We start from the raw sequence: 13568 nt of genomic DNA, 5'->3' as shown, positions 1-13568 counted from the left end.
TTAGAACATGTCGTTCAGCGTGACGCCAACGCCAAAGCGGGTCTGACGGTGGTTGTAGTCAATCAGGGATTCGCCGTAGCCGCTAAACACCTTGGTGTAGAAACGGACATGACGCGTCAGCGGGTAGCTCCAGCCCAGTTCACCGCCGCCGTAGCCGCTGTTCCAGTTATAGCGCCCTTCTGCGCTAAACACGCTGTCGCCCCACACATAGCCGACGCGCAAGCGATAATGGCCCATGTATTTGGTGATATCTGGATTGTCATCCTGACTGTCGGAGAAACGCACCCACGGCTTCACATCAACCTGCCAGTTGCCGTTCTGAGCCATCAGGCGGGCATAAGCGCGGTTCCAACTGCGCGACGTCGGCTCGGAACGGCCGTTAGACTGGTGGTTAAAGCCCATTTCCACATCCCGCAGCGTCCAGCCCGCGAAGGTGTAGTTCGTTGCCCAGCCCAAAAAGACCTGTGGCTCATAATCGGTTTCACGGAACGGAGAAGACTCACTCTTATTAGACAACTGCCACCATGAGCGCTGCGTATAGGACGCCCCCAGCAACGAGTTATCACCCAGAATGCCACGCCAGATCGGGAACCCCAGACTCAACTGGTAATGCACTTCATCTTTACGTGCTTCATCGCCCCAGTTATAGCTCTGTATCGCCGTTTTATTGATGTTGCTGGTATAGGTATACAGTATGTAGTTGCTCTCGTAAGGATAAAGAACAAACGGGGTGTTGTGCTCTTCTAACAAGCTGGCAATAATGCTGCCACGTACCGCAGGTTGATTTGGCGCAGGCTCGTTTACGTTTGTTGTTGTTTCAGCATGGGCCTGTGCCATCAGTAATGCTGCCAGTACGAGTACTATTTTATGCATTCATTTTCTCCGACATGTCTTTTCTCCGGCATTCTTTTATCCAAATATACCCGTCATACTTCACGTTGCTTGTGCGTTGGCTGCCCTTACTCACCCCAGTCACTTACTTGTGTAAGCTCCTAGGGATTCGCTCGGTTGCCGCCTTCACGCAACTCGAATTATTTAGGGTATAAATGCTTTTATCTAAATAAACTCATTTATCTAAATAGTGATAAGCCTTCCCCACTCAAGCCCGCCATTCTACACAGTTCAGCGACGTTTGAATTATCGTTCTCCCGTTTCTCGGCCTTTTCTGGCAAGAAACAAAATCAATGCATAAAATAAACACTTGCATAACCTTATCGCATCAAATCACCTACATTTAATGTTTACCTCTTATTGCTCGGACGGAAAACAACGATGGCTAACCACCCCTCATTTCAGGGAACGACATTAACCAGAGATACCGTGCGCCAGCTCGTTGGCGAGATCTTCATTTACAAGATGCCATTCAACATCGAACTCGGTCTTGAACTACAGCAGTTTGAAGCCGACAAAGCCGTCCTGACGTTCACCCGGCAAGATAAGCTCATCGGCAATGCAGCACAAAAAATCCTGCATGGCGGCGTGATTGCTGCCGGGCTGGACGTTGCCGCTGGATTGGTCTGCGTTGGCAACACGCTGCTGCGCCATGAGACGATCAGCGATCAGGAATTTCATCACCGCCTCGCCCGCATGGGAACGATTGATATGCGGGTAGATTATCTGCGGCCAGGCTATGGAGAACACTTCACCATTACCAGCACGTTGCTGCGCGGCGGCAATAAAATCGCCGTCGCCCGTGCCGAATTGCATAACGAACAGGGTTCGCATTTGGCCAGCGCTACCGCAACCTATATTGTCGGGTAGCCTTTCTCGTGGGCAAGCAGGATTGTCACTAACACTTTACGTGAAAGCGCTCACAGTTTTGGGTAGACTTAGCGTTTTCCCGCCGTCCTTATCGAGTCACCCATGAACGCGCAACAAACCCGTGAGGGGATCTTTTTCGCCCTCGGTGCGTACTTTATTTGGGGAATTGCTCCCGTTTACTTCAAGCTGCTTGAGCACGTTCCACCCAATGAAATACTGACGCACCGTATTATCTGGTCATTCTTCTTTATGCTCATCCTGCTGACCATCGGCCGGAAATGGCGTCAGGTGAAACTTGCCTGCCGTAACGTCAAACATCTGTTTCTGTTGGCATTAACGGCGGTACTTATCGGCGGGAACTGGCTGTTGTACATCTGGGCGGTCAACAACCATCACATGCTGGAAGCCAGCTTGGGGTATTTCATCAACCCGCTGGTCAACGTCATGCTGGGCATGATCTTCCTTGGCGAACGCTTTCGCCGTCTGCAATGGCTGGCCGTGCTGCTCGCCGTGACTGGCGTACTGGTTCAGCTGTGGACGTTTGGCTCGCTGCCGGTTATCGCACTCGGGCTGGCATTCAGCTTCGCGTTATACGGTCTGCTGCGTAAGAAGATTGGTATCGACGGGCAAACTGGCATGCTGATCGAAACGCTGTGGCTGCTGCCGGTTGCGGTCATTTATCTGTTTTTTATTGCCGACACGCCAAGTAGCCATCTGACAGCCAATCCCTGGTCGCTGAACCTGCTGCTGCTCTCGGCGGGTATCGTCACTACAGTGCCACTACTGTTTTTCACCGCCGCGGCGATGCGCCTGCGCCTGTCAACCCTCGGCTTCTTCCAGTATCTCGGCCCTACCATCATGTTCATACTGGCAGTGGTGTTCTACGGTGAAACATTCAGCAGCGACAAACTGATTACTTTCGCCTTCATCTGGGGTGCGCTGGCGCTGTTTATTCTGGATGCGCTTTATACGCAGCGTAAGCTACGCCGCACGCCAGCTACAGTTTCCCAGCCTCAACACGACGGGAAATAAAGCGCGATAAGATCGGGCTGAACAACAGCGTCGAAAACAGCCGCAACGTCTGCATGGCAATGACAAACGCCATATCGACCCGACTGCCTGCGGCAATAATCGCAATCGAATCCAGCCCGCCGGGGCTGGTCGCCAGAAAGGCGGTCAGCATATCCACCGGCATCATTTTCGTCACCATCCACGCCATTCCACCGCACAGCAGCATCAATCCGACTATCGACGCCATCATGTGCGGCAGCGTGCGGATCGCCAGCAAAAAGATCGGGCGGGTGAAACATAAACCTACGCTCCAGCCGATAAAGGCATAGGCCAGCGCCAGCAGCCATTCTGGGGTTTGCAGATGCAAGGTGCCGCTGGCATGCAGCATCGAGCCAATAATCATCGGCCCTAACAGCGCCCCGGATGGAATGCGCAGGCGTCTTCCCAGCCAGGCGCTGCCAAACGCCACGCAAAGCGTCGCCAGAAAGCGCCAGTCCAGTGCGGGAAACCAGACCAGCATCGCGCTGTTTTCCGCCGCTTCATCACCCAAACTCAGGCGTGCGACAAACGCCGCCGACGCGGTGACCATCAGCACGCGTAAATATTGCATGAAGGCGACCAGCCGCACATCCGCGCCAAACTCCCCGGCCATCGCGACCATTGCAGATGCCCCGCCCGGCGACGCGCCCCAGGTTCCGGTCGTGCCGGGCAGTTCGCTAAATTTGACCAGCAGCCAACCAGATAGCCCGCTGGCAACCAGCGTCGCCAGCAGAATGAACAGCACCAGCGGCCATTCACTCATCAGCGGTTTCAGGATAGAAAATGACAGGCTTTGTGCGACCAGACAGCCCAGAACGGCATTGCTGCCCGCAAAGCAGACGGGCGGGATGCGAATCGTCGCACCGTTTAACCCCATGACGACGCCGACCATCATCGGCCCCAGCAACAGCGCGGCGGGAACGTGGTAAATCTGTAGCCCAAACCCAAGGGATAATGAAACCGACAGTAATATTCCCCATTGCATCCAAGGAGACATCCCTTTCATGCACACGACCTGTTTTTAGTAATAGAAAGTAAGAACAGAAAGACTGTCCGCCATTCTAAACAAGATGGCCGGAGAATGAACAGACGCGGAAGAATAAACAGGAAGAGTGAGTCGGGGAACGATAAGTATAGAGAAAGGCGTTTTAACGCGCCTGACGGTTAAACCCCATCAGGCGCATCGGTAAAAACTTACAGCCAGTTCTTACGTTTGAAATAGAGGTACGGTGCCAGTCCGGCGAGAATCATCAGCACAATCGCACCCGGATAACCAAACGACCATCTCAACTCGGGCATAAACTCAAAGTTCATCCCGTAGCTGGATGCCACCAGCGTCGGCGGCAGGAACACCACGGAAACCACCGAGAAGATCTTGATAATCCGGCTCTGCTCGATATTGATGAAGCCCATCGCCGCCTGCATCAGGAAGTTAACCTTCTGGAACAGGGATTCGTTGTGCGGCAGCAGAGATTCGATATCGCGTAAAATTTCGCGCGCCTGCTCAAGCTGACCGGATGGCAAGCGGGCTTTACGCACCAGAAAGTTCAACGCGCGTTGGGTATCCATCAGACACAGGCGCACTTTCCAGCCCACGTCTTCCAGTTCCGCTAGCGTAGACAGCGCGTCGTCGTACTCTTCCCCCTGACGCCCTTCCATAATGATGCGGCTCAGCGATTCCAGATCGCTGTAGATGTTCTCGATCTCGTCCGCCAGTTGCTCAATTTTGGTCTCAAAGAGATCGAGCAGCAGTTCGTAAGCATTGCCGTCCACCAGCGTTTGGTTACGGGCACGCATGCGATACAGGCGGAATGCAGGCAGCTCACGTTCGCGCAAGGTGTACAGACGACCATCGCGAATAGTAAACGCCACGGTCGAGTTACCGGCGTGATCGTCAGCATCTTCAAAAAAGAAAAAGGAGTGAATGTGCAGGCCGTCTTCATCTTCAAAAAAACGTGCCGACGCCTCAATGTCTTCCAGTTCCGGGCGGGTTGCCAGGCTTTGTCCCAGTTCGTTTTGTACTTTTTCACGCTCATCGTCTTCCGGTTCGATCAAATCGACCCAAACTGACGTGGTGAGATCATCGGAGTCATCCAGTTCCAGACGAGATAAACGGCAGTTATCCAGTTTAAATGCGCTCAGCATGGGCCATAGCTCCCCTTTCAGTAGCAGAGATGGACAACGCGATTGAAGCACAGAAACAAAGGTGAGGTGTCACCAGCAGGTTTCAGTCCGTTCGACGGATCTGACTCGTAGCGACAAAAACAGCGTCGCTGACAACCACGAAGGCTATCAGCAGAGGAAGATAGCCTTAGAAGTTGTACCTAATGAACAGGTTAGTGAGCCAGTATCGACTGGGTGTGTCCAAGGCGTTAGTCCTCCGAGAATAATGATGCGCGCATGTTACGCCGAGATGAAAAAGACTTCAACTTTAAAACCTCGGCTGAAACACGCTGTAAAAGATTGATCAAATGGATAAGGTTTATTCAATAAGTTTGGCGCGGAAAAGGGTAAAAAGCGCAGTCCTCAGCGTAAAAAAAGAACTGCGTTTATCGATTAAGCGTGGTCTGGTAAATAGGCGATAGCACGGACGGGGAAGCCGGGCGCACCAGCGAAATTAGGGTAGCTGACGTGAATATAAGCGCCGGTAGACGGCAGCTGATGCAGGTTATTGAGTACCTCAACCTGCCAGGCATTTTGGTTCAGCACGAAGAACTCGCCAATCAACCCGTTGTTGCGACGGAAATCCGCGGCGGAATCCGTATCCAGCGTTTCATGCCCAACCGCGCTAATGCCGCGCTCTTCAAACAGGAACGTCAGCGCCTCAAGCGACCACCCCGGCGTATGGCTGTTGCCCTCTTCATCTTTATTGGCGAAGGCATCAAGATCAGGCCAGCGCGTGCTCCAGCCGCTGGCAAACGCGACAAAGCTGCCTGACGGGATTTCTCCGTGTTCACGCTCAAACGCCAGAATGTCGTCAACCGACAGACGGTAATCGGGATCGTTCGCGACGGCGTCTTGCTTGTGGAGCACCACCAGCGGCAGCAATAGCTCTTTATTATCAATACGATCCAGATAACGCTTACCCGCGACAAAATGCCCCGGCGCATCAATATGCGTTCCCGTCTGCGTCGCAAACGTCACGGCCTGCGCATAGAACCCGTGATCTTCAACGTTGAATAAGGTCTTACGCTGCAACACACCTTCAAACGCGCTAAAAATAGGAATCGACTCCGTAATCGTATGCGTAAGATCGACCCATTTTTTCTTCTGCAACTCGGCAACAATCTGGTCTAGCGTCATGGGCATGCTCCTTTTTTATTGTGATACCACACATCCATGGATACGCGGCAAGTCACCTAGCATTGTCGAAAATGACGATAAAGACTAAGACAGGGTTTTTATAAGTTATATAACCCCGTGATACTTCAAACTGCATCGTGACGATCACACCGTTTCCAGTCTGGCATAAGCGGCGACCAGCCATTTAATGCCTTGCCCTTGAAACGCGACCTGAAGGCGGGCATGATCGCCGCTGCCTTCCAGATTCACGATCGTACCTTCGCCGAATTTCGCATGGCGAACCCGCTGCCCTAATTTGTAGCCGCTGTCGTTTTGCGTTATCGGCGTGCCGAGGCGCTGATGATTAACCGGACGGGAGACGCTGGCGCGTAACCGTACTTCTTCAACACACTCTTCCGGCAGCTCGCCGACGAACCGGGAAGGCCGGTGATAAGCTTCTTTGCCGTATAAACGGCGGGATTCCGCGTAGGTTATCGTTAGCTTTTCCATCGCGCGCGTGACGCCGACATAAGCCAGACGACGCTCTTCTTCCAGACGTCCGCCTTCATCCAGCGACATCTGGCTAGGGAACATCCCTTCTTCCATACCGACGATAAACACCTGCGGGAACTCCAGCCCTTTCGCCGAGTGCAACGTCATAAGCTGAACCGCATCCTGATTGGCATCCGCCTGACCTTCACCCGCTTCCAGCGCGGCATGCGACAGGAAGGCCTGAAGCGGCATCAAATCCTGATCTTCTTCCTGATAGCTGAACTGGCGCGTCGCCGTCACCAGTTCTTCCAGGTTTTCTACCCGTGCCTGCCCTTTCTCGCCTTTTTCCTGTTCGTACATGCTCCACAGGCCGGAATCCTTAATCGCCCGGTCGGTTTGAATATGCAATGGCAGCTCAGAGGTTTCATAAGCCAGCGCATCGATCAACTCGATAAAGCGTTGCAGCGATGCCGCCGCCCGCCCAGCCAGCACTTTCTCCTGCAACAGCGCCCGCGTGGATTGCCACAGCGTCAGTTGACGATCGCGCGCCGTCTGACGCACCACGTCCAGCGTGCGATCGCCAATGCCGCGCGTCGGCGTATTCACCACACGCTCGAACGCCGCATCATCGTTACGATTAGCGATCAGGCGCAGATAAGACAGCGCATCTTTGATTTCCTGACGTTCGAAGAAGCGCATGCCGCCGTAGATACGGTACGGCATACTCTGCTGTAACAGCGCCTCTTCCAGTACGCGCGACTGGGCATTGCTCCGATACAGAATGGCGTTATCTTTCAGCGCACCGCCATTTTCATGCCAGGTTTTAATCCGATTAACGACGTAGCGCGCTTCATCCAATTCGTTGAACGCGCAATACAGCGAGATAGGCTCGCCTTCTACGCCATCGGTCCACAGGTTTTTTCCGAGCCGCCCGCCGTTATGCGCGATCAGCGCATTCGCCGCTTTCAGGATGTTGCTGGTCGAACGGTAGTTCTGCTCCAGACGGATCGTTTCTGCACCGGCGAAATCTTTCAGGAACAGCTGAATATTTTCGACCTGCGCCCCGCGCCAGCCGTAAATCGACTGATCGTCATCCCCGACGATCATCACCTTAGCGCTGTCGCCCGCCAGCATACGAATCCAGGCGTACTGAATGCGGTTGGTATCCTGGAATTCGTCCACCAGAATGTTGGTAAACCGTTCGCGATAGTGGTTCAGCACATGCGGCTTGTTCAGCCACAGTTCATGCGCGCGCAGCAGCAGCTCGGCGAAATCCACCAGCCCGGCACGATCGCACGCTTCCTGATAGGCCTGATACACGCGCTGCCACGTTTGCTCGATAGGGTTGCCGTAGCTTTCAATGTGCTGCGGGCGCAGCCCTTCATCTTTCTTTCCGTTGATGAACCACATCGCCTGACGCGGCGGCCACTGCTTCTCATCCAGATTCAGAGCCCGAATCAGACGCTTCAGCAGACGCAGCTGATCTTCGCTGTCCAGAATCTGGAAATCCTGCGGCAGATTGGCATCCATATGGTGCGCACGCAGCAGGCGGTGTGCCAGCCCGTGGAAAGTACCGATCCACATGCCGCCCTGGCTGGTGCCGATCAGATGATCGATACGATGGCGCATCTCCGCCGCTGCTTTGTTGGTAAACGTCACCGCCATAATGGAATACGGCGAACAGTTTTCGACGGACAAGAGCCAGGCAATGCGATGAACCAGTACCCGAGTTTTGCCGCTGCCTGCCCCCGCCAGCACCAATAAATTGCTGCGCGGCGCGGCTACCGCGTCACGCTGTTTGTCGTTGAGGCCATCAAGCAGATCAGAAACGTCCATAGGTACGGGTTATCCGGTGAGGGAAACACCGCATCGACAAGGGCGTTTCCACTGGTGATTTATACAGATTAATGCAGTGATTATAGCAATGCCGACAGCGATGCCAACCGCGAAATTTCAATATGCGGCAGCAGCCGGGCGTCGCCAATCTGCGTCAGGCTACCTTCACGCAGGTTAATCCAGCAGGCCTGCATACCGCAGCGGATCGACCCCGCCACATCGGTCGTGAGATCGTCACCGACATGCAGAATCTCATGCACAGGCAAATTAAGCTTTTGCGCCACCAGATGGTACATGTCGTCAAACGGCTTGGCGCGACCGTGCGGGCCAGCGCGCAGGATAAACGAAAAATAGCGATCGAGGCCAAAGCGGTGCGGCTCAGCATTACCGTTGGTGATGGCGGCCAGCGGTACTTTCTCGGCTAACGCCGCTAGCGTCTGGTGCGTTTCTTCGGTAATCGTAATCTGGCTGCGCCAGTGGGCAAAGTTTTCCATTGCCGCTTTTGCGCCATCCTTAGCCTCTGCCGCGCTCAGGCCGCGCTCTAACATCGCCAGTTCAGCCGCACGGCGACGCCATTCGGTCACGTCGTGATAGATGTCCGGTTCGCGCTCCAGCAAGGTCTGGCGTAAGTTCTGAAAGTCATCAGCCTGAAAATCACGAAGTGCAGGATGGTACTGTTGCAGAAAGCGGATTGACTCTTGCCCCGTGCGCCGAATGACGTCCGCGTTATCGTACAGCGTGTCATCCAGATCGAACGTGATCGCCCGGATCGGGCCAAGAGATCGGTAAAAATGCATCAGGGTTTCCCTCGTTTGGCGCGTGGATGCGCGGCATCGTACACGGAGGCTAAATGTTGAAAATCAAGATGGGTGTAAATCTGCGTCGTGGTCAGGTTAGCGTGGCCAAGCAGCTCTTGTACCGCGCGTAAATCACCGCTGGATTCCAGCATGTGCGTCGCAAAGGAGTGACGCAGCTTGTGCGGATGAACATGGCTATTCACGCCCTGCTTAATCCCCCATTCGGCAAAACGCTTCTGCACGTTGCGCATCGAAATGCGTCGCCCCTGATTGGAAATAAACACGGCATCATCCTGTGGGCCAAACAGTTCGCGTAGCGCCAGCCAGCGTTCCAGCCAGGTTACCGCCGTTTTTCCTATCGGCAATTTGCGCTCTTTACTGCCTTTCCCCATGACCCAGATTTCACCGCTGGCCAAATCAATATGCTGATAATCCATGCCGACCAGCTCAGCTAAACGCAGCCCCGCGCCGTACATCACTTCCAGCATTGTGCGGTCGCGCACCGCAAGGGGATCGTCCAAATCGATCTCCAGCAGGCGATTCGTCTCATCCACATCCATATTCTTGGGTAATGGACGCCCGGCTCGCGGCGCGGATACTCCTTTAGCGGGGTTCGCCGCCAGCACGCCGCGTGACACCATCCAGTCGAGAAAACTGCGCAATGCCGATAAACGGAGCGCCAGGCTACTGGAATGTAGCCCATCGCGCTTACTGCGGGACACCACGGAACGCACGCCAGAGGCGTCCAGCTTGCGCCAGTCAGCCACACCCGCCGCGGCGAGTATCGTGATAACCGCGGACAGTTGGCGTAAATAGCTGGTCTGCGTCAGCGGGCTTAGCTGACGCTCTACTTTCAGATAGCGCAGGAACGCCTCAACATCAGCGTGTAACGGCGAAGAGGAAGGAGCCTCCGATGGCGCAGGCTGCCGGCTCATGCCCGCTCAACCCAGCGCGCCAACATCGCTGGCAGCATCATGGCCATTTGCTGAAGCAGCACGGTTCCCATGCCATCCTGATAATGATGGCTGTCGCGGCTGCTAAAAATCAGCACGCCCAAATCGTGATGATTTCCCATCAACGATAGCGCGACCGACCCAACCTGTCTGGCCTGTGGCAGCAGAAGCAACAGCTCCGGCCCGTTCAGACTGCCAAGATAGTGGTTATGTTGTCCGAAGCGCTGAATGCGCAGCGGCTCAAAGGTGGAGCGGTTTAGCCCAAGGTGGGTAAAACCAGACGGCGCGCCAAGGCGCCATTTATCACTGAACAGACGCACCGTTGCGCCCGCCAGACCAAGCTGACGCGCCCAGCGCTGCAAGCGATCCAACATGTCGGTCAGGCTATCCGCCGACGCCAATTCAGTTTGTAACCCAAGCAGGCGATTGAACAGCACTTCGTTCGCCCCCGCCTGTTCCATCAACAGCGTGATTTCTTCCTCAAGCTGAGTAATGTGGTTACGCTGACGTGCCAGCTGCCATTCCACCAGCGACACGGTTCCCCTGACGGGGTGAGGAATGCGCATCTGCTCGACGGGACGCGCATTGCGGATAAAAAAATCGGGATTCTGTTGCAGGAACTGCAAAACCATCTCGTCACTGAGTGCGATCTCGCGCTCTGCCTGTTCCTCGACATTCTTCATAAATGAATAAATCCATCGTAGACATGCGTTGCAGGCCCGGTCATGAATAACGGATGTCCCGGCCCATCCCACTGGATATCCAACTCCCCGCCCGGCAGCGATACGCGAACGTTCGCGGACAATAATCCCTGCTGGATCCCTACCGCCACAGCAGCACACGCGCCGCTACCGCACGCTTGCGTTTCTCCCGCACCGCGTTCGTACACCCGCAGACGGACAGTGTGGCTATCCACCACTTGCATAAAACCGATGTTGGCACGCTCGGGAAAACGCTCGTGGCTTTCCAGCAGCGGCCCCAGCGTTTCCACCTTCGCCGTGTCCACATCCTCAACCTGAATCACACAGTGCGGGTTGCCCATCGACACCACGCCACACAGCACCGTATGTTCGTCGGCACGCATGATGTAGGTTTTCTCCGCTTTGACCGCGCGGAAAGGCACCTGTTGCGGCTCGAAATTGGGTTCGCCCATATTGACGCGTACCAGTTCGTCATCGGTCACCGACAATACCATCCGGCCAGTCTGCGTACTGACGGCAATATCACGCTTGTTGGTCAGCCCTTTCAGGCGAACAAAACGAGCAAAGCAGCGCGCGCCATTGCCGCACTGCGCCACTTCGCTGCCATCCGCGTTAAAAATGCGGTAATGGAAATCCAGTTCAGGATCGTAGGGTGGCTCAACGACCAGCAATTGGTCGAACCCTACACCACAGTGTCGATCCGCCAAACGGCGAATCAATTCGGGTGAAAAATAAACGTTTTGCGTAACGGCATCAACAACCATGAAATCGTTGCCTAACCCGTGCATCTTAGCGAACTGCATTATCCTGACTCCCCCGCTTGCTTAACCGGGCGCGATAAACATCTACGTGACCTGTTATTTATTATTACCGTCACGCATTAAGGACGTACTGACGCTTTCTTTTGCGGCGGCTGGTTCTCATTTTGCTGAGTCGTTGACGCACCGGATTTGCCATCGGCAGGCATATAAAGCGGCCCTTTCAGACCACAACCAAATAAACTCACTACGGCTAACACCAGAAAAAGCTGGCGAAATACGTTCTTCATCACGTTAAGACCTGTCATTAATACTCGTATGCTCTCTATAATCGCAGGTGGATCATGAAAATCAATAGGAATCGAAAATGAACGATAGCGAGTTCCACCAATTAGCCGACGAACTCATGCTTCAATTGGAAGAAACGCTGGATCGGTTTGAGGGTGATGCCGACATTGATTACGAAACTAACGGCGGCGTGATGACGCTGAGTTTTGAGAACGGCAGCAAAATCGTGATCAATCGGCAGGAACCGCTGCACCAAATCTGGCTGGCGACCAAAACGGGCGGTTACCACTTCAACCGTCAGGCGGAACGCTGGGTATGCGATCGCAGCGGTAAAGATTTTATCGCGCTGCTGTCAGCAGCCTGCTCGGATCAGGCCGGGGAAACCGTTCGCTTCGGGTAACAGACTTTTCAACGGTCTCGCGGCGCTCCACACATCAGCGCCGTCCCAGAATGATCAACCCCAGAACCAGCAACAACAGCATGCCGATACCCACCATATTGACCAGCGGCCAACCGCTGGTTAGCGCCATCAGGCTACCGGCAGACAGCGAAGCCAGCGCGTTAGGCACGTAAATCACCAGCGAGTTAATCCCCTGCAAACGGGATTTATGTACCGAATGGGTAAACGCGTTCAGCATGAATGTCCCGCCGTTGAACATAAACGCCCACCCGACGCCGAACAGCATCAGCGCAAAAAGGAAGTGCCAGAACGTCAAACCGCTCAGCGCGACCGCTACCCCGACAACGTTACACACCATACCAATCACCACGACCTGAATCGGCGTCAGTCGCTTCGCCAGCAGCACTAACAGCAACGCGGGCGCATACATCGTCACAAAATGCCATTGCAACACCGTCGCGCTGTGGCTAACGGAAAAGTGGTGCTGGTGCATTGCCAGCGGCACGGAGTTCATTAAGAGCGTCATCACCACAAACCCGACAGAACAGCTTGCCGTTCCCAACACAAACGCCCGGCTTTTCAGGATTGACGCCAGCGGTTCACTAAGCTGAGTGCTGGGCGTGGCAACGGACATCGGGGGTAGTTTGAGACCAAGTAACAGCAGTGACGTGATAACACAGATGAAGGCCGCCGCGATAAAGCTGCCAAGAAACGGGTACGAAACCCAGAGCTGAGAAGACTGGCTAGCCGCGAACGGACCGAGGAAGCCACCCAAAATACCACCGCTGATCACCCATGAAATCGCCCGATTTTTCTGCTGATTGTCGGTAAAAATTTCAGCCGCAGCGAAGCGATAATACTGGTTGAAGGCGCAGGACATCCCCAGAACAAATGTCGAAAACACAAAGAGGGAGAAGCTGTGTAGCACAATCGCCAGCGCCGCCAAAAGCGCGCCCGCCAGCCCCAGCAGCGTGCCGATGATGAACGCGTTGCGCCTGCCATATTTCGTCATCAATGAGGAAACGGTGTAGATCATGAGCGCCGCACCGCACACCGTCGCGGTAATCGGCAGCGTGGTCAACAGCGGAACCGGCGTCATTAATACGCCAACCAGCGTAGAGCACAGCGTCATCAGGGAAATAATACTGCCGGTCAGCCCTTGTCCGAGCGCCAGCAGTATCAGGTTTCGGCGTTGCAACGAATCCATCAATACATCCCTTTCTGAATACGCTGAAAGCCGAGTGCCAGAA

Annotated in this window: 15 protein-coding genes; 3 read left to right on the top strand and 12 right to left on the bottom strand. The window is 54.6% G+C overall.

What is annotated here, in order from left to right; genetic code table 11:
- Window positions 1-873: a phospholipase A gene (pldA, locus tag MYB54_RS01320; RefSeq protein WP_039286213.1), complete on the bottom strand. Its 873-nt coding sequence runs from the start codon at window positions 871-873 to the stop codon at window positions 1-3.
- 399 nt (window positions 874-1272) lie between these two features.
- Here pldA and MYB54_RS01315 point away from each other — a divergent pair, with 399 nt between their 5' ends.
- Entirely contained in the window at window positions 1273-1761 is a 489-nt protein-coding gene (locus tag MYB54_RS01315) for a thioesterase family protein (RefSeq protein WP_014916920.1), read from the top strand.
- A gap of 102 nt (window positions 1762-1863) precedes the next feature.
- Entirely contained in the window at window positions 1864-2793 is a 930-nt protein-coding gene (gene rarD / locus MYB54_RS01310; protein WP_039311608.1) for an EamA family transporter RarD, read from the top strand.
- Here the strand turns inward: rarD and MYB54_RS01305 are convergent.
- The 10 genes from MYB54_RS01305 to lptM form a co-directional block, all read right to left on the bottom strand.
- Window positions 2759-3817, bottom strand: a complete 1059-nt coding sequence (locus MYB54_RS01305; RefSeq protein ID WP_039311610.1) for an AbrB family protein — start codon at window positions 3815-3817, stop codon at window positions 2759-2761. The two genes, rarD and MYB54_RS01305, sit on opposite strands and share 35 nt — an antisense overlap.
- A 188-nt stretch (window positions 3818-4005) precedes the next feature.
- On the bottom strand, window positions 4006-4956 hold the full coding sequence (corA, locus tag MYB54_RS01300) for a magnesium/cobalt transporter CorA (protein WP_010284904.1): 951 nt from the start codon (window positions 4954-4956) through the stop codon (window positions 4006-4008).
- Window positions 4957-5122: 166 nt separating this feature from the next.
- A complete protein-coding gene (gene ysgD, locus MYB54_RS22000; protein WP_349814568.1) occupies window positions 5123-5179 on the bottom strand; it encodes a YsgD/CorL family protein in 57 nt (18 codons plus the stop codon).
- A gap of 188 nt (window positions 5180-5367) precedes the next feature.
- Window positions 5368-6114 carry a cyclase family protein gene (locus MYB54_RS01295; RefSeq protein WP_010284906.1) on the bottom strand — a complete coding sequence of 249 codons (747 nt, stop codon included), beginning with the start codon at window positions 6112-6114 and terminating at the stop codon, window positions 5368-5370.
- A 144-nt stretch (window positions 6115-6258) separates the two neighbouring features.
- A complete protein-coding gene (gene uvrD, locus MYB54_RS01290; RefSeq protein ID WP_039311612.1) occupies window positions 6259-8421 on the bottom strand; it encodes a DNA helicase II in 2163 nt (720 codons plus the stop codon).
- Window positions 8422-8501: 80 nt separating this feature from the next.
- A complete protein-coding gene (gene yigB, locus MYB54_RS01285) occupies window positions 8502-9218 on the bottom strand; it encodes a 5-amino-6-(5-phospho-D-ribitylamino)uracil phosphatase YigB (RefSeq protein WP_248721408.1) in 717 nt (238 codons plus the stop codon).
- Window positions 9218-10153: a tyrosine recombinase XerC gene (gene xerC, locus MYB54_RS01280; protein ID WP_014916926.1), complete on the bottom strand. Its 936-nt coding sequence runs from the start codon at window positions 10151-10153 to the stop codon at window positions 9218-9220. The genes yigB and xerC overlap by 1 nt, the downstream gene beginning before the upstream one ends.
- Window positions 10150-10854 carry a DUF484 domain-containing protein gene (locus MYB54_RS01275; RefSeq protein WP_014916927.1) on the bottom strand — a complete coding sequence of 235 codons (705 nt, stop codon included), beginning with the start codon at window positions 10852-10854 and terminating at the stop codon, window positions 10150-10152. Before MYB54_RS01275 ends, xerC begins: the two co-directional genes overlap by 4 nt.
- On the bottom strand, window positions 10851-11675 hold the full coding sequence (gene dapF, locus MYB54_RS01270; protein WP_014916928.1) for a diaminopimelate epimerase: 825 nt from the start codon (window positions 11673-11675) through the stop codon (window positions 10851-10853). The genes MYB54_RS01275 and dapF overlap by 4 nt, the downstream gene beginning before the upstream one ends.
- Window positions 11676-11752: 77 nt before the next feature.
- Window positions 11753-11938 (bottom strand): LPS translocon maturation chaperone LptM, encoded by a 186-nt coding sequence (gene lptM / locus MYB54_RS01265; protein WP_014916929.1) that lies wholly within the window; start codon window positions 11936-11938, stop codon window positions 11753-11755.
- A gap of 59 nt (window positions 11939-11997) precedes the next feature.
- Between lptM and cyaY the strand changes: the two genes are divergently transcribed.
- Window positions 11998-12318: an iron donor protein CyaY gene (cyaY, locus tag MYB54_RS01260; protein WP_248721407.1), complete on the top strand. Its 321-nt coding sequence runs from the start codon at window positions 11998-12000 to the stop codon at window positions 12316-12318.
- A 34-nt stretch (window positions 12319-12352) separates the two neighbouring features.
- Here the strand turns inward: cyaY and MYB54_RS01255 are convergent, their stop codons facing one another.
- Entirely contained in the window at window positions 12353-13525 is a 1173-nt protein-coding gene (locus MYB54_RS01255) for an MFS transporter (protein WP_248721406.1), read from the bottom strand.
- Window positions 13526-13568: the final 43 nt, after the last annotated feature.

Origin of the sequence: Pectobacterium nicotianae (genome assembly GCF_023272715.1) — a bacterium.
GTDB classification, from domain to species: domain Bacteria; phylum Pseudomonadota; class Gammaproteobacteria; order Enterobacterales; family Enterobacteriaceae; genus Pectobacterium; species Pectobacterium brasiliense.
This window is presented reverse-complemented; position numbering and strand designations above follow the sequence as displayed.